This window comes from Streptosporangium nondiastaticum (genome assembly GCF_003011965.1).
Taxonomy (GTDB): domain Bacteria; phylum Actinomycetota; class Actinomycetes; order Streptomycetales; family Streptomycetaceae; genus Streptomyces; species Streptomyces nondiastaticus.
Genome location: NZ_PXWG01000032.1, coordinates 23288 through 43772, shown reverse-complemented (window position 1 = coordinate 43772; position 20485 = coordinate 23288). Strand labels below are relative to the sequence as shown.

General features: G+C 73.5%; 17 protein-coding genes. 6 read left to right on the top strand and 11 right to left on the bottom strand.

From position 1 onward, the window contains the following. Positions 1-9: 9 nt before the first annotated feature. Together B7P34_RS14990 and B7P34_RS14985 are read right to left on the bottom strand one after the other, a co-directional pair. Positions 10-1791 (bottom strand): ABC transporter ATP-binding protein, encoded by a 1782-nt coding sequence (locus B7P34_RS14990; protein ID WP_106676723.1) that lies wholly within the window; start codon positions 1789-1791, stop codon positions 10-12. Then, on the bottom strand, positions 1788-3653 hold the full coding sequence (locus tag B7P34_RS14985) for an ABC transporter transmembrane domain-containing protein (protein ID WP_106676721.1): 1866 nt from the start codon (positions 3651-3653) through the stop codon (positions 1788-1790). Before B7P34_RS14985 ends, B7P34_RS14990 begins: the two co-directional genes overlap by 4 nt. Before the next feature lie 150 nt (positions 3654-3803). Between B7P34_RS14985 and B7P34_RS14980 the strand changes: the two genes are divergently transcribed. Beyond that, the gene (locus tag B7P34_RS14980; RefSeq protein ID WP_106676719.1) at positions 3804-5420 is read left to right on the top strand and encodes a peptide-N4-asparagine amidase; all 1617 of its coding nucleotides are present in this window, start codon (positions 3804-3806) and stop codon (positions 5418-5420) included. A gap of 79 nt (positions 5421-5499) precedes the next feature. Here the strand turns inward: B7P34_RS14980 and B7P34_RS14975 are convergent, their stop codons facing one another. Beyond that, positions 5500-5940, bottom strand: a complete 441-nt coding sequence (locus tag B7P34_RS14975; protein ID WP_106676717.1) for a MarR family winged helix-turn-helix transcriptional regulator — start codon at positions 5938-5940, stop codon at positions 5500-5502. Positions 5941-6036: 96 nt separating this feature from the next. Here B7P34_RS14975 and B7P34_RS14970 point away from each other — a divergent pair, with 96 nt between their 5' ends. Then, a complete protein-coding gene (locus tag B7P34_RS14970; protein WP_106676715.1) occupies positions 6037-7854 on the top strand; it encodes an ABC transporter ATP-binding protein in 1818 nt (605 codons plus the stop codon). Between the two features lie 199 nt (positions 7855-8053). Then, positions 8054-9301: an MFS transporter gene (locus tag B7P34_RS14965; RefSeq protein WP_223267863.1), complete on the top strand. Its 1248-nt coding sequence runs from the start codon at positions 8054-8056 to the stop codon at positions 9299-9301. Here the strand turns inward: B7P34_RS14965 and B7P34_RS14960 are convergent. From B7P34_RS14960 to B7P34_RS14940, 5 genes are all read right to left on the bottom strand, one after another. Then, complete coding sequence (locus B7P34_RS14960; protein WP_223267862.1) at positions 9298-10488, bottom strand: CaiB/BaiF CoA transferase family protein; 1191 nt, start codon at positions 10486-10488, stop codon at positions 9298-9300. The two genes, B7P34_RS14965 and B7P34_RS14960, sit on opposite strands and share 4 nt — an antisense overlap. 99 nt (positions 10489-10587) lie before the next feature. Continuing rightward, positions 10588-11277 carry a LutC/YkgG family protein gene (locus B7P34_RS14955; protein WP_106676709.1) on the bottom strand — a complete coding sequence of 230 codons (690 nt, stop codon included), beginning with the start codon at positions 11275-11277 and terminating at the stop codon, positions 10588-10590. Further along, complete coding sequence (locus B7P34_RS14950) at positions 11274-12761, bottom strand: lactate utilization protein B (RefSeq protein ID WP_106676707.1); 1488 nt, start codon at positions 12759-12761, stop codon at positions 11274-11276. The genes B7P34_RS14955 and B7P34_RS14950 overlap by 4 nt, the downstream gene beginning before the upstream one ends. Beyond that, a complete protein-coding gene (locus B7P34_RS14945; protein WP_106676705.1) occupies positions 12758-13546 on the bottom strand; it encodes a (Fe-S)-binding protein in 789 nt (262 codons plus the stop codon). The genes B7P34_RS14950 and B7P34_RS14945 overlap by 4 nt, the downstream gene beginning before the upstream one ends. 85 nt (positions 13547-13631) lie before the next feature. Continuing rightward, a complete protein-coding gene (locus tag B7P34_RS14940) occupies positions 13632-14726 on the bottom strand; it encodes an FAD-dependent oxidoreductase (RefSeq protein WP_106676703.1) in 1095 nt (364 codons plus the stop codon). Positions 14727-14780: 54 nt separating this feature from the next. Between B7P34_RS14940 and B7P34_RS14935 the strand changes: the two genes are divergently transcribed. Beyond that, a complete protein-coding gene (locus B7P34_RS14935; protein ID WP_106676701.1) occupies positions 14781-15212 on the top strand; it encodes a YjbQ family protein in 432 nt (143 codons plus the stop codon). Between the two features lie 37 nt (positions 15213-15249). On the opposite strand, the gene B7P34_RS14930 is transcribed toward B7P34_RS14935, so the two are convergent. From B7P34_RS14930 to B7P34_RS14920, 3 genes are all read right to left on the bottom strand, one after another. Further along, on the bottom strand, positions 15250-16170 hold the full coding sequence (locus B7P34_RS14930; protein ID WP_106676700.1) for a D-alanyl-D-alanine carboxypeptidase family protein: 921 nt from the start codon (positions 16168-16170) through the stop codon (positions 15250-15252). Positions 16171-16277: 107 nt separating this feature from the next. Beyond that, positions 16278-16973, bottom strand: coding sequence for an HAD family hydrolase (locus B7P34_RS14925; RefSeq protein ID WP_223267860.1), 696 nt, complete (start codon positions 16971-16973; stop codon positions 16278-16280). Between the two features lie 34 nt (positions 16974-17007). Continuing rightward, positions 17008-17490, bottom strand: a complete 483-nt coding sequence (locus tag B7P34_RS14920) for an Lrp/AsnC family transcriptional regulator (RefSeq protein ID WP_106676696.1) — start codon at positions 17488-17490, stop codon at positions 17008-17010. Positions 17491-17787: 297 nt separating this feature from the next. On the opposite strand from B7P34_RS14920, the gene B7P34_RS14915 reads away from it, so the two are divergent. Both B7P34_RS14915 and B7P34_RS14910 read left to right on the top strand, forming a co-directional pair. Then, a complete protein-coding gene (locus B7P34_RS14915) occupies positions 17788-19284 on the top strand; it encodes an FUSC family protein (protein ID WP_223267859.1) in 1497 nt (498 codons plus the stop codon). Positions 19285-19349: 65 nt separating this feature from the next. Then, positions 19350-20414 (top strand): lactonase family protein, encoded by a 1065-nt coding sequence (locus tag B7P34_RS14910; protein ID WP_106676692.1) that lies wholly within the window; start codon positions 19350-19352, stop codon positions 20412-20414. Positions 20415-20485: the final 71 nt, after the last annotated feature.

Here is a 20485-nt window from a genome sequence, read left to right as displayed (position 1 = left end):
GGCGGGCGGCTACCGGTGCCAGGACCGCCACAGCGCCGCGTACGTGCCGCCCGCCGTGACCAGCTCGTCGTGGCTGCCCAGCTCGGAGATCCGGCCGTCCTCCGCCACCGCGATCACGTCCGCGTCATGGGCGGTGTGCAGCCGGTGCGCGATGGCCACCACCGTACGGCCCTCCAGGACCGTCGCCAGCGAGCGCTCCAGGTGCCGGGCCGCGCGCGGATCCAGCAGCGAAGTCGCCTCGTCCAGCACGAGCGTGTGCGGATCGGCGAGCACGAGCCGCGCCAGCGCGACCTGCTGGGCCTGGGCCGGGGTGAGCGCGAGCCCGCCCGAGCCCACCGCGGTGTCCAGGCCGGCCGCGAGCGCCCGCGCCCAGCCGTCGGCGTCCACCGCGCCGAGAGCCGCCCACAGCTCGCCGTCCCCGGCGTCCGTCCGGGCGAGGAGCAGGTTGTCGCGCAGCGACCCCACGAAGACGTGGTGCTCCTGGTTGACCAGGGCCACGTGGCGGCGCACCCGCTCCGCCGGCATCCGCGCGAGCTCCGCGCCGCCGAGCGTCACCGCGCCCGAGCGCGGCGCGTAGATGCCGGCCAGCAGCCGGCCCAGCGTCGACTTCCCCGCGCCGGACGGCCCGACCAGCGCGACCCGGCTCCCCGGCCGCACCTTCAGGGAGACGCCGTGCAGGACGTCGTTGCCCGCCAGGTAGCCGAACCGCACCTCGTCGGCCCGCACCTCCCGGCCCTTCGGGTCCGTGCCGTCGTCCGCAGCCTCCGACCCGATCTCACGCACGCCCACCAGCCGGGCGAGCGACACCTGCGCGATCTGCAGCTCGTCGTACCAGCGCAGGATCAGGCCGACGGGCTCGACGAGCATCTGCGCGAACAGCGCGCCCGTCGTGAGCTGCCCCACCGACACCCAGCCCTGCAGCACGAAGACACCGCCGATGATCAGCACGGAGCCGAAGACCAGCGAGTGGGTCGCGTTGATCACCGGGAAGAGGACCGACCGCAGCCACAGCGTGTACCGCTCCCACCGGGTCCATTCGGCGATCCGCCGGTCGGACAGCGCCACGCGGCGCTCGCCCAGCCGGTGCGCCTCGACGGTCCGCCCGGCGTCGACGGTCTCGGTGAGCGACGCCGCCACGGCGGCGTACCCCGCGGCCTCGGACCGGTAGGCGCCGGGCGCCCGGCGGAAGTACCAGCGGCAGCCGATGACGAGCACCGGCACCGCGACCAGCACGCACAGCGCGAGCGGCGGCGCCGTCACCGCCAGCGCCCCCAGCAGCAGCGCAGCCCACACGAATCCGATCGCCAACTGGGGCACGGCCTCGCGCATGGCGTTCGCCAGCCGGTCGATGTCGGTGGTGATCCGCGACAGCAGGTCACCGGTGCCGGCCCGTTCCAGGACGCCCGGCGGCAGCCCCACCGACCGCACGAGGAAGTCCTCGCGCAGGTCCGCCAGGATCTCCTCGCCGAGCACCGACCCGCGCAGCCGCACCATGTGCACGAAGACGGCCTGCACGGCCAGGGCGACGGCGAACAGCGAGAGCGTGCGTCCCAGACGCACCTCCTCCGCCCCGGCCGCCAGGTCCTCGACCATCCCGCCCAGCAGGTAGGGGCCCACCATGGACGCGGTCACCGCGACGGCGTTCACCGCCACGAGCAGCACGAACGCCGTCCGGTGTCTGCGGAGCAGCTCGCGCACGTAGGCCCGTACGGTCACGGGCCCGGCGACCGGGAGCGTGGTCGCCGACTCCGGCGCCGCGGGGTCGTGCTCGGGGGGTGTCACACCGATCATGCCGACTCCTCGATCTGTCCGCTCCCGCCGAGCTCGGAGAGCTCCGGGTCCCTCGCCCCGGCCGCCGCCGGTACGGCGTCCGTCTCCCGCGTGACCACGGCGCGGTACGCAGGGTCGTCGTGCAGCAGCCCGCGGTGCGTGCCCACCGCCACGGCCCGGCCCTCCTGGACGAACACCACGCGGTCCGCCCGGTCGAGCAGCAGCGGGCTGGAGGAGAACACCACCGTCGTACGGCCCTGCCGCAGCGCTCGCAGCCCGTCGGCGATCCGCGCCTCCGTGTGCGAGTCGACCGCCGAGGTGGGCTCGTCGAGCACCAGCACCTGCGGGTCCGTAACCAGCGACCGGGCCAGCGCCAGCCGCTGCCGCTGCCCTCCCGACAGCGAGCGGCCCCGTTCGGTGATCCGGGTCCGCATCGGGTCGCCGGAGGCGTCAGGAGAAGCCTGCGCCAGGGCGGTCAGCACGTCGTCGCACTGCGCCGCCGCCAGTGCGGCTCCGGCCGGCACGGCACCCGAGGCGGGCACGTCCAGCAGCTCGGCGAGCGTCCCCGACAGCAGCACCGGGTCCTTGTCCTGGACGAGCACCGCGGTACGGGCCGCCTCCAGCGGCAGATCGTCCAGTGCGACACCGCCGAGCAGTACCGACGGCGCCCTCTCGGATCCGGCGGATCCGGCGGGGGCGTGCCCGCCCAGCCGGTCGGCCAGCCGGCCCGCCACGTCCGGATCGCCGCACACCACCGCGGTCAGCCGCCCAGCCGGAGCCGACAGCCCGCTCTCCGGGTCGTACAGGTCTCCTGCCGGAGCGGATCCCGGTTCCTCACCCGCATCCTCTTCACCCGCATCCGGGCGGGCTGTGCGGGCTGTGTGGGCTGTGCGAGCCAAGGACAGCACGCGGGCCGCGCGCGCCGCCGACGGACGGGAGAAGGAGTACGCCATGGCGATCTCCTCGAACACCCGAAGCGGGAAGAGAAGGAATGTCACCACGCCGTAGACGGTAACCAGTTCACCGACACCGACCCGGCCGTCCTCCACCAGCCCCACCCCGTACCCGACCACCGCGATCAGCAGCAGCCCCGGCAGCAGCACCTGGACCGCCGCGATCAGAGCCCACATCCGGGCGCTGCGCACGGCTGCCCGGCGCACCTCCTGGGAAGCGCGCCGGTAGCGGTCCAGGAACAGCTCCTCGCCGCCGATGCCGCGCAGCACGCGCAGCCCGGCCACGGTGTCGGAGGCCAGCTCCGTGGCGTACCCCGCCTTCTCCCGCTGCTCGTCGGCGCGCTTCGTCGCCGGCGGCAGCAACGGCAGCACGGCCAGGACCAGGGCCGGCACCGCCAGCGCGATCAGCCCGCCCAGGGCGGGCTGATAGATCACGAGGGCCGCGCACACGGCGAGCGTGGTGAACAGCGCGGAGGCGAAGCGCGAGAGGGCCTCCACGAACCACCCGATCTTCTCGACGTCGCCCGTCGACACCGCCACGACCTCTCCCGCGGCGACCTGGCGGGTCAGCGTGGCGCCCAACTCCGCCGTCTTCCGGGCCAGAAGCTGCTGCAGCCGGGCGGCGGCAGTGATCCAGTTGGTGATCGCCGCACGGTGCAGCATCGTGTCGCCCAGCGCGATGAGCACGCCCAGCAGCACCATCAGCCCGCCCGCCAGGGCCAGCCGGGCGCCCGAGCGATCCACCACGGCCTGGACGGCTATGCCGAGGGCCACCGGCAGGGCGGCCACGGCGGCCATGTGCACTACGCCCCATGCCAGGGCCTTGGCCTGGCCCGCCGTCTGGTTCCGCCCGAGCCAGAGCAGGAGGCGCGGACCCGACCTCGTGTCGGGCCGGCCGGGATCGGAGTACGGAAGGTCGCGAATCTGCATGACGTCCCAGGGGGTTGGGCGGGCCGGCAGGAGCTGTGAAAGGTTCGCGCCACTGGAGTGCCGCATTCAACTGGTTTTCGCACGCCGGCGCCGAGTCAGGCCAAAAGGGGCCCTGGCGCACTGCAGTGCGAAGCGCTTCACTCCTGCCCCATGAGACGACTGTTCCTCGCCGTGTGCGCCGCGGCCGCAGGCCTGGCGCTGGGAGCGGGCCCCGCCCTGGCCGCGGGCCCGCCGACCGAGTTCGGCACCGACTGGCACGACCCGGTCACCGCCGGCCCGCCCGTCGCCACGCCGGACACCAGATCCTGCACCGTGACGCTCGCCGACACCGAATTCCGCGACTACACGCCCTACAAGGGCACTTACCTGCCGCCCAAGGCCTGCGGCGACCGCTGGAACAAGGTCGTCCTGCGGCTCGACGGCGCCGTCGCCGGCCGGCAGTACGACCGCCTCGGCTACCTGCAGGTCGGCGGGGTGGAAGTCCTGCGCACCTCCACCCCGGAACCCTCGCCCGAGGGCATCAGCTGGCACGTCGAGAAGGACGTCACCCGCTACTCCGCCACCTTCCGGGAGCGGCAGCCCGTCGAGATGCTCATCGGCAATCTGGTGAACGAGACCTACACCGGCGTCATCAAGGTCAAGGCGACCCTGACCTTCTACGCCGCCGACGGACGGGCCCGGCCGGCACAGACACCCGACAAAGTCCTCACTCTCGACAGCGCGCACAACGCCGGCACGTCCTACGAAGGCATGCTGACCACGCCGCGCAACAGCGAGCGGATCGTCGCCGAGGTGTACGCGACGGGCTCGGGCGGCGGCTGCGAGGAGTTCTGGTACCTGACGGTGCCGGACGCGGCACCGTACTCCTGCAAGGCCAAGGACGGGCCGTACCGCGAGGTCCAGGTGTCCGTGGACGGCAAACTCGCCGGCATCGCCGCGCCCTTCCCCACGGTATGGACGGGCGGCTGGTCCAACCCCTTCCTGTGGTACGTCATACCCGGTCCGCGCGCCTTCGACGTGCGGCCCCTGGAGTACGACCTGACGCCGTTCGCCGGGCAGCTCAACGACGGCAAGCCGCACCGGATCGCGATCTCGGTGACCGGAGTGCCCGAGGGGCAGAGCGGCTGGAGCACCCCCACCAACGTCCTGGTGTGGCAGGACGCGAGGGCGGGCAGCGTCACCGGAGCGCTCACCGCACACACGACCGGCGCGCCCGCGAACACGGTCGCCTACGAGCCCGGCACCGAGCACGCGCTGAAGGCCGACGGCGGGCACTCCCTGACGGTCGCGGGCTACGTCGACACCTCGCACGGCAGGGTGGCGACCACGGTGACCCGCAGGGTCGCCGCCGCCTCCACCCACCGCTGGACCGACGGAGAGTCGAAGGACGGACTCCGGGCCCGCTGGACGGACGACGAGAGCGTCACCGTGGCCGGCCGGGGCCCCGCCGTCACGACCAGCGCCCACCGCGTCTACAGCATGGACGGCGAGATCTCCATCGGCTCGGGCGACCGGCTGCGCACCGTGATGACCATGGGCGACCGCTCCGACAGCGTCACGCTCCGCGCAGGGAAGAGGATCGACTGGTCGCGGCTCGACGACACCTACACGGGTGACGCCGCGTACAACCAGAACGTCCCCCGTGAGAAGCGGCACGCGGTCGGCGTCTCGCGCGAGCGCTACCGCCTCCTCGGGCCGGGCGCCTGCTACGACCGGACCCTGGCCACCGCCCAGGGCGAACTGACGGAGGACAGTCGCTCCTGCTGACCGCCCTCACGGCTCCGGCCGCCCTCGCCGGGCGGGCGCGAGGCGCTCCCATGGCGCCGTGCCCGCCCGGTTCCGGGCGTCAGCGGGAGGGGCCCGGGCCCGCCATCAGCTCGTTCAGGAGGCTTCCCAACTGGTCGCGCTGCGCGGCGGAAAGGGGCGCCAGGACGTCCTCCACGGCGGTGCGGCGCGCCTCTCTCAGCTCCCGCAGGATCCTGCGGCCCTCGTCGGTCAGCTCGATCCGGATGACCCGGCGGTTGGACGGATCCGGCACCCGGCGCACCGAGCCGCCGGCCTCCAGGGCGTCGACGAGGGTGGTGACGGCCCGCGGCACGACCTCCAGGCGCTGGGCCAGGTCGGCCATGCGGGGCGGGTGGTCGCAGTGCGCGACGGCGCGCAGCAGCCGGGACTGGGCAGGCGTGATCCCGACCGGGTCCAGATAGCGCTTCTGGGCCCGGTGGAGCCTGCGGGTGAGCCGCAGCAACTGCTCGGCGAGCTGTCCGGACGCGTCGGGGGCGGTCATGATCGCAAGGTTACCAGGACGACATTCATTGTGAGCTTAGGTAACAGTGAGCTAAGCTCGGCAATCGACACTGTCGTCTCCGAAATCCAGGAGCCCATGCACCACGACGAAAAGCACTGGACCCCACCGCCCGCCGATCCCGAGCAGCCCGCCCAGATCCGGCGCATCCTCGGGCTCTTCCGCCCCTACCGCGGCAGGCTCGCCCTCGTCGGCCTCCTCGTCGCCGCGTCCTCACTCGTCTCCGTCGCCTCGCCGTTCATGCTGCGCGAGGTCCTCGACACCGCGATCCCCCAGGGGCGCACGGGACTGCTGACCCTCCTCGCGCTCGGCATGATCGCCTCTGCGGTCGTCAACAGCGTCTTCGGCGTCCTGCAGACCCTGATCTCCACGACGGTCGGCCAGCGCGTCATGCACGACCTGCGCGCCGCCGTGTACGACCGCCTGCAGCGCATGCCGCTCGCCTTCTTCACCCGGACCCGCACCGGCGAGGTGCAGTCCCGCATCGCCAACGACATCGGCGGCATGCAGGCCACCGTCACCTCCACGGCCACCTCGCTCGTCTCCAACCTCACCAGCGTCATCGCCACGGTGGTCGCGATGCTGGCTCTCGACTGGCGGCTGACCGCCGTCTCGCTGCTCCTGCTGCCGGTGTTCGTGGCGATCAGCCGCCGCGTCGGCCGCGAGCGCAAGAGGATCACCTCTCAGCGGCAGAAGCAGATGGCCGTCATGGCCGCGATGGTCACCGAGTCGCTCTCCGTCAGTGGCATCCTCCTCGGCCGCACGATGGGCCGCGCCGACTCCCTGACCCAGGCCTTCACCAAGGAGTCCGAGCGGCTCGTCGGCCTCGAAGTGCGGGCGAACATGGCCGGACGGTGGCGCATGTCGACCATCGGCATCGTGATGGCCGCCATGCCCGCCTTCATCTACTGGGCCGCGGGCATCGCCATGGAGACGGGCGGCCCGGGCATCTCCACCGGCACTCTGGTGGCCTTCGTCTCCCTCCAGCAGGGCATGTTCCGGCCCGCCGTCAGCCTGCTGTCCACGGGCGTGCAGCTGCAGACCTCCATGGCGCTCTTCCAGCGCATCTTCGAATACCTCGACCTGCCGGTGGACATCGCCGAGCCGGAGCAGCCGGTCCGGCTGGAGCAGGTGCGGGGCGAAGTGCGCTTCGAGGACGTTTCCTTCGCCTACGACGCACCGGGCTCGCGCGAGCCCTCGGCCCCCACGCTCAGCGGGATCGACCTGACCGTGCCGGCGGGCGGCGCCCTCGCCGTCGTCGGGCCGACCGGCTCCGGCAAGAGCACCCTCAGCTATCTCGTCCCCAGGCTCTACGACGTCACCGGCGGCCGCGTCCTGATCGACGGCGTCGATGTCCGCGACCTCGACTTCGACACCCTGGCCGGAGCGGTCGGAGTGGTCTCCCAGGAGACCTACCTCTTCCACGCCTCCGTCGCGGACAACCTCCGCTTCGCCAAGCCCGACGCGACGGACGAGGAGATCAGATCGGCGGCCCGCGCCGCACAGATCCACGACCACATCGACGCCCTCCCCGAGGGGTACGACACCCTCGTCGGCGAGCGGGGCTACCGCTTCTCGGGCGGCGAGAAGCAGCGCCTGGCCATCGCCCGCACGATCCTGCGCGACCCTCCCGTCCTCATCCTCGACGAGGCCACCAGCGCCCTGGACACCCGCACCGAGCACGCCGTCCAGCAGGCCATCGACGCCCTCTCCGCGGGGCGGACGACGATCACCATCGCGCACCGCCTCTCGACCGTCCGCAACGCCGACGAGATAGTCGTCCTCGACGGAGGACGGGTCACCGAGCGCGGCACCCACGAGGAACTCCTCGCGGAGGACGGGCACTACGCCGCGCTCGTACGCCGGGACGAAGGGCGCGTGACGGCCGACGCCTGAGGGCCGGCGCGTGACCGGCGCGTGAAAGGCCGGCCCGCGAAGGCGGTTCGTACGGGTGTGCGGGGTCGCTGCCGGGGGGATCCAAGGGATCATGACGCAATCCGAGCCACTGTCCGGAGCCGCCGACGGCGGCACGGCCACCCGTGGGACAGGCCGTGCACGAACCTCGCACCCCTCACCGGCCCCACCCCGCTCCTCCGTGCGCCAGCTCGCCGCGGCGTCCGTCGGCAACGCCGCGGAGTGGTACGACTGGTACGCCTACTCCTTCCTGGCGGTCTACTTCGCCGACCAGATCTTCCCCAAGGGCTCCGGCGACTCCCTCGTGCCGCTGCTCTCGACCTTCGCCGTCTTCGCGGTCGGCTTCTTCATGCGCCCCGTCGGCGGCCTGCTCATGGGGGCGGTCGCCGACCGGCGCGGCAGGCGGGCGGCCCTCACGGTCACCATCCTGCTGATGGGCGCCGGGAGCCTGCTCCTCGCTCTCACCCCCACCTACGCCGCCGCCGGCATTCTCGCCCCGGTGGTGCTCGTGGTCGCCCGGCTGGTCCAAGGGCTCTCGGTCGGAGGGGAGTTCGCCGCATCCACGACCTTCCTCGTGGAGTCCGCGGGCCCGGGCCGCAGAGGGCTGTTCTCCAGCTTCCAGTACGTGTCCACCACCATCGGCCAGCTGCTCGCCTCGGGCACGGCCGCCCTGCTCGCCCACCTCCTCACCGAAGGCCAGATGGGGGACTGGGGCTGGCGCGTGCCGTTCCTCGTCGGCGCGCTCATCAGCCTGGCCGGCTTCTGGATCCGGCAGGGTGCGCACGAGACGCACGAGGTGCCGGGGAAGGCGTCCGAGCGCCCGGCCGCCCTCGAAGCGCTGCGCCGCCACCCGCGGCAGTCCCTGCTGATCTGCGGCATCACCGCCGGCGGCACACTGGCCTACTACACGTGGACCACCTACCTGCCGACCTACGCCCAGATGAACGCCGGCATCAGCAAGGGCGACGCCCTCGCCGTCGGCACGATCTCGCTGGCCTTCTTCGCCGCGCTGCAGCCCCTCGGCGGACTGCTCTCGGACCGCGTGGGCCGCAAACCCCTGCTGATCGGCTTCGCAGTGGGGTTCGCCGCCCTGGCAGTCCCCCTGCTGCACGCGATCAGCAGCTCCTTCGCGTCGCTGCTGCTCGTACAGTGCGCGGGCATGGTGCTGCTCACCGGCTACACCTCGATCGCCGCGGCCGTGAACGCCGAGGTGTTCCCCGCGCGGGTGCGGGCCGCGGGGATCGGCTTTCCCTACTCGCTCACCGTGGCCCTCTTCGGAGGCACCGCACCCTACCTCGGCACCTGGTTCAAGGACGCGGGCCACCCGGGGGCCTTCCCCTGGTACGTGGCCGGGCTCTGCCTCGTGTCCGCGTGCGTCTACGTGATCCTCCCGGAGACCGCGAAGCGCCCCCTCGACGGGGCCGGTTAGCCCGCCGGCTTCTCCCCGGCCCCGGAAGCCGCCGCCTGGGCGTTGTCCGGGGCGGCGAACTCGGCGCGGACGGCGTCCGTGTGCTCGCCCAGCGCGGGCACCGCCCGCATGGCTGCCTCCCGGCCCCTCACCTCGACCGGGGGAAGCAGTCCGCGCAGCGGGCCGGCGGGGGAGCCGAACTCGCGCCAGCGGTCGCGCGCCGCGAGCTGCGGATGGGCCGTGAACCCGGCCACCGTGCGCAGCCGGGCGTTCGCGATCCCCACCCCGTCGAGCAGGGCGGCCGCCCCGTCCGCCGTGTGCGGGGCGAACCGCTCCTCGATGACGGCGGTGAGCTCGTCGTCGTGGGACCGGCGCAGCGGGTTGTCCGCGAAGCGGGGGTCGCGGACCAGCCCGGGCTGCCGCAGCACCTGCTCGCACAGGGCCGTCCACTCCCGGTCGTTCTGCACGCTGAGGAACACCTGCTCGCCGTCGCCGCAGCGGTAGTGCCCGTACGGAGAGATGGACGGATGGCGCGCCCCGCTGCGGGTGAGCGGAGCGCCGCCGTAGGCCTCCGCGAAGTACGGCTGCCCCATCCACTCCGCGAGCGCGTCGAAGAGCGAGACGGACAGGGCCGTGCCCTCGCCCGTGCGCTCCCGTTCGTAGAGGGCGGTGAGGATGCCGGTGTAGGCGTACATGCCGCCCGCGATGTCGGCTATGGAGATGCCGGGGCGGGCCGGGGCGCCGGCGTCCCCGGTGAGCGAGACCAGCCCGGTCTCGCACTGCACCAGCAGGTCGTAGGCCTTCTTGTCGCGGTACGGGCCCTCCGCGCCGTATCCCGACACGTCGCAGGTGATCAGGCGGGGGTGCCGGGCGCGCAGCACGTCGCTGCCGAGGCCCAGCCGCCCCGCCGCGCCGGGGGCCAGGTTCTGGACGAACACGTCGGCGCGGGCCACGAGACGGTCGAGGAGGGCGCGGTCCTCGCCGGCCTTGAGGTCGAGGGCGACGCTCTCCTTCCCGCGGTTGACCCAGACGAAATAGGCGGAGAGCCCCTTCGTCCTGCGGTCGTAGTCGCGGGCGAAGTCCCCGCGCCCCGGCCTCTCGACCTTGATCACGCGCGCGCCGAGGTCGGCGAGCTGGCGGGTGGCGAACGGGGCGGCCACGGCCTGTTCGAGGGCGACGACCGTGACGTCGTGCAGGGGCGGCTTCAACTCGACTCCTCCCACCGGGCAGTTCATATGACAGGGGCTGTGGACAGCCCGCCGCACGGGCGGCCGCATCGGTCGTAGTGTCGCGCCATGGACAACTGCTCACGGCTCGCGAGAGTCGCCCGTCACCTCGCGAGGGTCGCCCGTCACGAGGACCACTTCCAGGGTGCGCGGCCCGTGCACGCCCTCGACCCGCTCCAGCTCGATGTCGCTCGTCGCCGACGGGCCCGAGATCCAGGTCAGGGGCCGTGCCGGGGACAGCCGCCGGACCGCCTGCGGGACGGAGTCCACGACCTGGTCGCCGGTCCGCACCACGCAGATGTGGTGGTCCGGCACGAGCGTGAGGCGGCGGCTTCCCTGGTCGGGGCCCGCGTCGAGCACGACCGTCCCGGTCTCGGCGATCGCCAGCGCGCAGCCGGTGATGACGCTGTCGACCGAGTCGAGGACACGGGCCGTCAGATCAGGGGAGTCGAGGAGGAATTCGGCGTCCGCTCCGGCGAGCCACCCGGCCGGAAGCCCGGCCGGCACGGCCACCCGGCGGGCGCCGCGTTCGCGGAGCAGGCGGGCGAGGAGTGCGGGAAGCCCCGGCGCGTCCGTGCGGTGGACGAGGGCGCGGTAGTCCGCCAGGTTCTCCGCGAGGAGGCCGACGGTCGCGTCGTGCGAGCGCTCGCCGTGCTTCTCCGCGTAGTCGCGCGGCACGGGGTGACCGGCTGGCTGCTCCGTCGCCGGCACGTCGCGGAGCGCGCGCCGCACCCGGCCGAGGATCAGTTCCCTGCTGGATTGGCCGTTCAAGAGGTGCCTCCTGCGCGGCCGGTGCCGCCTCGGGTGCGGGCCCACCAGTCGCGGAACGACTCGGGCGGGACGTCCGGCAGGTCGCGGGTGTCCGACCAGGCGCGGCCCGGTCCGGGCAGCCGCCGGGGATGGAGGCCGCGGGTGCGGGCCAGCAGCCGCTGGCCGCGGCGCAGCGCGCGGGGGTGGTCGAGCGCCCAGCCCGCGGCGGCCATCACGGCGCGCTCGGCGCCGTGCCGCTTCGCGGGCCTGATGACGGTGCGGGTGCCCCGGATCGTCACCGGGCCGCCTTCCGCGACCCTCTCCCGCAGGTGGACCAGGATTTCGGGGATGTCGATGGCCACCGGGCACGCCTCGAAGCAGGCGCCGCACAGGGAGGAGGCGAACGGCAGCGACTCCTCCAGGGGCGAGGCGAGGCCGCGGAGCTGGGGCGTGAGCACGGCTCCGATCGGCCCCGGGTACGGCGAGCCGTACGCGTGGCCGCCGGCCCGCTCGTACACGGGGCAGACGTTCAGGCAGGCCGAGCAGCGGATGCAGCGCAGCGCCCGGCGGCCGGTCGTGTCGGCAAGGGTGTCGGTGCGTCCGTTGTCGAGGAGGACCAGGTGGAAGGCGCGCGGGCCGTCGCCGTCGGTGGTGCCCGCCCACATCGAGGTGTACGGGTTCATGCGCTCCGCAGTCGACGAGCGCGGCAGCAGCTGCAGGAAGATCTCCAGGTCGCGCCAGGTGGGCACGACCTTCTCGATGCCGACCACCGAGATCAGGGTCTCCGGGAGGGTGAGGCACATGCGGCCGTTGCCCTCGGACTCGACCACGACGAGCGTGCCGGTCTCCGCCACCGCGAAGTTGGCCCCGGAGACGGCCACCTTCGCCCGGAGGAACTTCTCGCGCAGGTGCAGCCTCGCGGCCTCGGCGAGATCGGCGGGGGAGTCGGTGAGCCCCTCGGGCGCCGGGAGGCCCCAGTCGGCCATGCGGCTGCGGAAGATGTCGCGGATCTCCGACCGGTTGCGGTGGATGGCGGGCACGAGGATGTGCGAGGGCAGGTCGTCGCCGAGCTGCACGATGAGCTCGGCGAGGTCGGTCTCGTACGCCCGGATCCCGGCCGCGGCGAGGGCGCCGTTGAGACCGGTCTCCTGGGTGGCCATCGACTTGACCTTGACCACCTCGCGTTCGCCGGTGGCCAGCACCAGACCGGTGACGATCCGGTTGGCCTCGGCGGCGTCGGCCGCCCAGTGGACGGTGCCGCCCGCCCGGGTCACGGACTCCTCGAGTTGTACGAGGTAGTGGTCTAGGTGGCGCAGGGTCCGGTCCTTGACCGCGGCTCCGGCGGCCCGGAGCCGCTCCCAGTCGTCCAGCTCCGCGACGGCCCGGTCGCGCTTGGCGCGGATGGTGCCGGTGGCGCGGCGCAGGTTGGCGCGGAGCCGGGCGTCCCGCGTCGAGGCCTCGGCGGCGCGCGGGAAGGAGGGCATCCCCAGGTAGGTGCCGGTCACCGGGCGCCTCCCCCGCGGGCCGTGCCGTGCGGAGGCTCCGGATCGTCCTCGGCTCCGGCGAGGATCTCGGCGATGTGTACGGGGCGGACCGGCGAGCCCTCCCGGGCGAGGATCCCGCCGAGGTGCATGAGACAGGAGTTGTCGACCGTGCACAGGGTGCGGGCACCGGTCGCGGTGACGGCCCGGGCCTTGTCGGCGCCCATGGCGGCGGAGACGGCCGGGTTCTTGACGGCGAAGGTGCCGCCGAAGCCGCAGCACTCCTCCGCTCCCGGCAGCTCCCGCAGCTCCAGGCCCTCGACGTGCTCCAGGAGCCGGCGCGGCCGGTCGCCCAGGCCCAGCACCCGCAGCCCGTGACAGGTGGGGTGGTAGGTGACGGTGTGCGGGTAGCGGGCGCCCACGTCGGTCACTCCGAGGACGTCGACCAGGAACTCCGTCAGCTCGTAGGTCCTGGCCGCCGCCTCGGTCACGGCCTCGGGAACCGCCCCGCCCCGGCCCTCGGCGGCGGCCTTCGCGGCGATCCGCGGGTAGTTGTCGCGGACCATGGCCGCACAGGACCCGGAGGGGGTGACGATGTAGTCGTGGTCGCTGAAGGCGGCGGCGTAGCGGCGCAGCAGGGGTTCGGTCCGGTGCCGGTAGCCGGTGTTGAACAGCGGCTGGCCGCAGCAGCTCTGCTCCGCGGGGAAGTCCACCCGGACGCCGAGCCGTTCGAGGAGGGTGACGACGGCCCGGCCGGTGCGCGGGTAGAGCGTGTCGTTGACGCAGGTCACGAACAGCCCGACGCGCACGGCCCCTCCTCGCTCGCCGGGCGGCGGCCGTCACCGCTCGGCGGATCCCGTCACCGGCGCTCCAGCGGTGATCATCCGGAGGGCCTCATACTGCCGCAGGGACCGGCGGCTGTGAAGAACCGAGCAGCGCGCGGATCTCCCGTACGGCCGCACGGCCCGCCCGGTTGGCCCCGATGGTGCTCGCGGACGGCCCGTAGCCGACGAGGTGGACGCGGGGGTCGCGTGCCGCGCGGGTGCCCTCCAGACGGATGCCGCCGCCGGGCTCGCGCAGCTTCAGCGGGGAGAGGTGGTCCACGACGGCCCGGAAGCCGGTGGCCCAGAGGATGACGTCGGCGTCGACGGTGCTGCCGTCGGCCCACGCCACGCCGGTGGGGGTCACGCGGTCGAACACGGGGCGCGGGACGAGCACGCCGGCCGCCCGTGCCCGCTCCATGGCCTCCGTCATCGGCAGTCCGGTCACCGAGACGACGCTCTGCGGCGGCAGCCCCTCGCGCACCCGTTCCTCGACGCGGGCGACCGCGGCTCGGCCCCACTCCTCGGTGAAGGGGCCCTCGCGGAAGACCGGCGGCCTGCGTGTGACCCAGGTCGTCGAGGCCGCCACCTCGGCGATCTCCAGCAGGTGCTGCACCGCGGACGTGCCGCCGCCGACCACCACCACGCGCTGCCCGGCGAACGCCTGGGGGCCGGGGTAGCGCGCGGTATGCAGCTGGCGGCCGCGGAAGGTCGCCTGGCCGGGGTAGCGGGGCCAGAAGGGGCGGTCCCAGGTGCCGGTCGCGTTGATCAGGGCCCGCGCCGACCACGGGCCCTCGGAGCTCTCCACGGTGAGCCGCCCGTCCTGCCCGTCGCGCACCGCGCGCACGTCGACGGGCCGGTGGACGTGGAGGTCGAAGGCGCGCTCATAGTCGGCGAAGTAGCCGCCGATCACGGCCGACGAGGGCATGGAGCCGTCCGCACCGGTCAGCTCCATGCCCGGCAGGGCGTGCATGCCGTGCACCTTGCCGTAGGTGAGCGTCGGCCAGCGGAACTGCCAGGCGCCGCCCGGGCGAGGGGAGCGGTCCAGGACGACGAAGTCCCGGTCCGGTTCGTACCCCGCGCGCCGCAGGTGATAGGCGGCGGACAGCCCCGCCTGCCCGGCGCCGATCACCACGACCTCGGTCTCACGCACCCCAGGATTGTTCATGCTTCTACTAACCCGGGGGAGGGAAGATCTCTTCCCGCGTACGAAAATGGAGCCATGGCAGACACCCATGGCTCCTTCCGCACCCACGTCCTCGACATCGCCACCGGTTCCGCGGAGACGGTCTACGACCTCACGCACGACTGCGAGGCGTTCCTGCGCGAGGCGGCAGCCGGCCGCGACGGGCTGCTCAACGTCTTCGTCCCGCACGCGACCGCCGGCGTCGCCGTTCTGGAGACCGGCTCCGGCAGCGACGAGGACCTGCTGTCCGCCCTCCACGACCTGCTCCCGGCGGACGACCGCTGGCGCCACCGCCACGGCAGCCCCGGCCACGGCCGCGACCACGTGCTGCCCGCCCTCGTGCCCCCGCACGCGACCCTTCCGGTCATCGGCGGGCGGCTGGAGCTGGGCACCTGGCAGTCGGTGTGCCTGGTCGACACCAACAGGGACAACCCGGACCGCCAGGTGCGGCTGACGTTCCTCGGCTGAGCCGCCGGGGCACGCCGGTCCCGCGGGGGCCGGGCCGTCAGTCCTTCTGCGCCGACTCCGGCAGCTGGCGGAGCTTGACGCTGGACTTCGTCCGGTAGGCCCAGTCCAGCATCTTCACGGCGTCCGGGTAGCGGTTGGCGCCGTCGTTGAGGATGACGCCGACCACTGTCCGGCCGTTCCGCTCGGCGGCGAAGACCAGGCAGGCACCGGCGGACGTGCCGGTGCCGGTCTTGATGCCGATGGCGCCCTTGTACGACCCGAGCAGCTTGTTGGTGTTGTCCCAGTAGTAGGTGCGGTTGACGTTCGCCGCCTTCTGGCGGGTCGCCGACGCCTTGACCACCGTCCGGAACGTGCTGTTGCCCAGCGCGTGCCGGGCCAGCTGCGCCGAGTCGCGCGGGGTCGTGAAGTTGTTCCCCGCCCGGGATATGCCGTCGAAGGAGTCGTACTTGGTGTTCTTCAGGCCCAGGTCAGCGGCCTTCTTGTTCATCTTGGCGATGAACGACGCCGTCCGCGCCGCCTCGGTGTCGCCGCTGCCAAAGGTGTCCGCGAGCGCGTACGCGGCGTCGCAGCCCGAGGGCAGCATCAGGCCGTACAGCAGCTGCCGTACGGTCAGCTTGTCGCCCGTGCGCAGATCGGCCGTGCTCGCGCCCGTGCGGGCCACGTAGTCGCGGTACGACTGCTTGATGGTGACCTTCTTGTCGAGGTCCACGCCCTTGGTGTCCAGGACGGTCACCGCGGTCATCACCTTGGTGGTGCTGGCCATCTGCCGCCTGGTGTCGGCGTCCTTGCCCCACAGCCCGCTGTTCTTGCCGCTGTCGAGCAGGAACGCGCCCTTGGCGCTGACCGACGGGCCGCTCGCGGCCTCGGCGGTCGTCGTCGGGAGCACGACGGCGACCGCCGCGGCCGATGCGACCGCGGCCGCGCCCCAGCGCCGGACCGGTCTTGCGGATCGCTCCATGTATGCCTCTGTTCCTCGCGTGTTGAGCCGGGCGATTCGTCTCGCCCGCAATGCCGAGCGAGCCGATGATCGCACCGGTTCTCCGGCGGCGAGAACCTGGGGGCGCCTCAGTTTCCTCCCATGACCCACTCATAGGCCCGCCCGGCGTCGAATTCCTTCTGGCCGCCCGGGAAAAGCAGCCCCGCCGACGCGAATGCGGGGTCGTCGGCGGTCCCCGGCACGTAGGGCACCGCCACGCACCCCATGCCCGCCCGGCGGGCCGCCTCCGCGCCGGGCGGGGCGTCCTCGACCACCACGCAGTCGCCCGGCGCCGCCCCGAGCCGCCGCGCGGCCTCCAGGAACACGTCCGGCTCGGGCTTGCCGTGCTCGACCTCCTCGGCCGAGACCAGCGTGGTCAGCACGCCGCCGAGCCCCGTACGAGCCAGCACCGCCTCGATCGCCGCCCGCGAGGAGCCCGACGCCACGGCCAGCGGCACGCCCGCCCCGTGGAGCAGGTCCACGAACCGGCGCATCTCCGGGAACGCCTCCGTGTGCGCCCGGGCCAGCTCCAGATAGGCGCGGTTCTTGGCGGCCAGGAGCTCGTCGACCGGGGCCTCGATGCCGTACTCGCGGCGGAGGGCCTCCAGCGTTTCCCGGGTGCCGATCCCGATGAAGCGGGTGTGCTCCTCCCAGCTGAATCCGGGCACGCCGTATTGCTCCAGCACCCGGCGGCCCGCTTCGTAATAATTTGGTTCGCTGTCCACGAGCGTTCCGTCGAGATCGAAAATGACCGCAGGGCTCCGGGAATGGCGCGAAAAGCTCATGCGGACCAGCATGCTGCAGACGGCACCGCAGCCCTCACCCGCCCCGCTGCGCCGCGCGTCCCACGGAATCCACCAGGGGCAGCACCCGGTAGGGCACGCGCTCGCGCAGCACCATCTCCGTGCGGGTGCGCACCACCCCCGGCGTCCGGACCAGCACCTGGATCACGTCCTCCAGGTGCGCCGCGTCCCGCGCGACGACCCGGGCCAGCAGATCGCCGCCCCCGGTCGTCGAGAAGGCCTCCATGATCTCCGGGACTTCCGCCAGCGCCTCCGCGACCGTGTCCAGGTGCCCCTGGGTGACCTCGATGTGTACGAACGCCAGCACGGGGTGGCCCAGGGCGGCGGGCGACAGGCGCGGCCCCGAACCAGTGATCACACCGTCGCGCTCCAGCCGGTCCAGCCGCGCCTGCAGCGTTCCGCGGGCAATGCCCAGCACGCGCGCGTACTCGCGCACGCTCGTCCGGGGCTGTTCCAGCAGCAACCGGAGGATCTTCGCGTCCAGTGCGTCCACGGCCATGGGCCAACGGCCTCCTCGTGGTCGGAGTTCCCGGCCGGTAACTGTACCAATGGCCCAGTTATCGGGCGCGCTGTTGAGCCACTGGGGTGACGGATGTTTTCCTCTACCCACCGATGGCGTTGCGATGGGCTGCGCCGGGCGGCGAAGGAGCCGCGCCGGACCCCCGCAGCGCCTTTGTCATGCCGAAAACCACATGTGTCATGCCGAAAACCACATGCCGAAAACCATCCGTACGCGTGCGTGCGCGCGCGTACCCAACTCGGGGAGAAGGGGGCGGCAGCACTGAAGAGGATCTTCGTGGCTCCGGATCCGGGCCTGCTCCGGCTGCGGACCGCCGTCCGCGCCGTCATCGGCGTGGGCTTCGCGGTCACCGTCGTGGAGCTGTCCGGCCTGCCGCTGTCCGCCTCCATCGCGGGCGGCCTCGCGGCCCTGCTCGCGATGTTCACCGTCGGCGACGCGACGCCGGGCCGCCAGGCGGTCACCACGGCCCTGCTGCCCGCCGTCGGGTTCCCCGTGCTGGCCCTGGCGGCGGCCCTGCACGGCACGCCCCTGGTGCGCGACGCCGCGTTCCTCGCCGTCGTGTTCGGCGGGGTCTACGCCCGGCGCTGGGGAGCGCGCGGGCAGGCGCTCGGGATCTTCGGCTTCATGATGTTCTTCGCCACGCAGTTCCTGCACGCCGTTCCCGCCCAGCTCCCGCACCTGTACGCAGCCGTCATCATGGCCCTCGCGGCCTGCGGCCTAGTGCGCTTCGGGCTGTGGTGCATCGAGCGCCGCACCCCGCCGCCCGCCGGACCTGCCCCGCTCGCCGGGCGCGGCCTCGCCCGCCCCACCACCCGGCTCGCCTTCCAGAACACCGTCGCCTGCGCCGTCGCCCTCGGCGTCGGCCAGCTGGTCTCCGACCAGCGCTGGTACTGGGCCGTGGGCACCGCCTGGTGGATCTTCGTCAACACCGCCTCACGCGGCGAGACCCTGGTCCGCGGGTTCCGCCGCGTGATCGGCACCCTGGCCGGCATCGCGGCCGGCCTCCTCGTGGCCGTGCCGCTGCACGGCGCGCCCGGGCCCACCGCCGTCCTCGTCGCCCTCTGCGTCTTCGGGATCTTCTACACCGCGGCCCCCTCGTACAGCTGGATGATGTTCTTCGTGACCGTCATGGCCGGCCTGCTCTACGGCCTGCTCGGCGTCCTCCACCCCGGCCTGCTCGCCCTGCGCTTCGAGCAGACCCTCGTCGGGGCCGCCGGCGCCGCCCTCGCCGTCGCGTTCGTCCTGCCCGTCACCACCCACGCCGCCACGGACGCCTGGATCCGGCGCGCCCTGGTCGCCGTGCGGCACTGCACCGCGGACTCCGCGCGGCGGCTGGCCGGCGACGCGTCCGCGGACCCCGCACCGCACGTCGCCGAGCTCGAACTCCTCCTCGGCAAGGTCCGCGTCTCCCTGGCCCCGCTGCTGCACCCGCTCAGCCCGCTGCGCGCCCGCAAGGAACGCGCGCGGCAGGTCATGCGGCACCTCGACGACTGCGCCCGGCAGGCACGCGGCCTCGCGGCCGTCGCCGCGGACCCCGATGCCTCGCACGACGCCCGGCTCACCGCCGCCTGCCAGCGCGTCGAGACGGCGCTGCTCGGCCTCGTCGCGCCCGGTGGCGAGACCCGGTCGGCGGCCGTGCTGCCCGGTGCGGCACCGCACCACCACCCCGGCGCCGAGGCCGCCCTCGCCCACGTGCGGGACCTGGAGGCCGCGCTGTCCTCGCTGGCCGAGCCGCTGCGCAGCGGCCCCCGCGGAGTGTTCGCGGAGGCCTGACATCCGGTATGTCGGTGGCGCCGTGTAGCGTCGGGATCACAGTCTTCGGGGCGGGGAGGGCGGCAATGACGGTCGACGGCGGACGGGCCGGGCAGCGCGGGCGGCTCGCGTACATCGGGTCGTACACGGCGGCGGGCGGCCGGGGGATCACGGTCGCCGAGGCCGACCCCGGCACGGGCGCGCTGAAGCTCCTGGGCTCGACGGACGCCGTGGCGAACCCCTCCTTCCTCGCGCTCTCGCCCGGGGCCGACGTGCTGTACGCGGTGAGCGAGACCGACGAGGGCGCCGTCGCGGCGCTCTCCCTCGCCGACCCCGTACGGCCCGCGCCGCTCGGCGAGCCGGTGCCCGTGCGGGGCGACGCGCCCACCCACCTGGCCGTCACCGGCACCCACGTGTTCACCGCCAACTACGGCTCGGGCAGCGTCAGCGCCCTCCCCGTCCGCAGGGGCGGCGGGCTCGGCGTCCCTGCGGCGGTGCTGGCCCACCGGGGCAGCGGCCCGGTCGCGGACCGGCAGAAGGCGCCGCACGCCCACGCCGTCCTGCCCGACCCCTCGGGCCGCATGCTCCTCGCCGCCGACCTCGGCACGGACTCGGTGTGGACGTACGTCCTCGACCCGGTGACGGGCCTGCCGCGTCTCCACGGCGAGACCCGGCTGCGGTCCGGTACGGGCCCGCGGCACCTGGCGTTCGCCCCCCGTGCCGACCGCGTCTACGTGCTGAACGAGCTGGCCCCGAGCGTCACCGTGTGCCGCTGGAGCAGTGCGGACGGGCTGCTGGAGCCCCTCGGCGAGACGCGCGTCCTGCCGCCCGGCGAGGGCGTCCCGACGTATCCGTCCGAGCCCGTGGTCTCCGCCGACGGGCGGTTCCTCTGGGTGGCCAACCGGGGCCACGACAGCATCTCGGTCCTCGCCCTCGACGCAGCGGGGGACGTCCTCGGGCTCCGCGACGTCGTCGGCTGCGGGGGCGTCTGGCCGCGGGACCTGACCCTGCACCCGTCGGGCCGGCATCTGTACGCCGCGAACGAGCGGTCGGGCGATGTCTCGTGGTTCGCCGTGGACCCGGACACCGGCATACCGGCCCTCGCCGGCACGGTCGCCGTGCCGGCGGCATCCTGCGTCATCTTCAACTGAGCCCGAGGCCGGGGCCCTGGACGCTGAGCCCGGGGAGCCGCGCCCTCGGCCCGGGGAAACCAAGCCGGGAA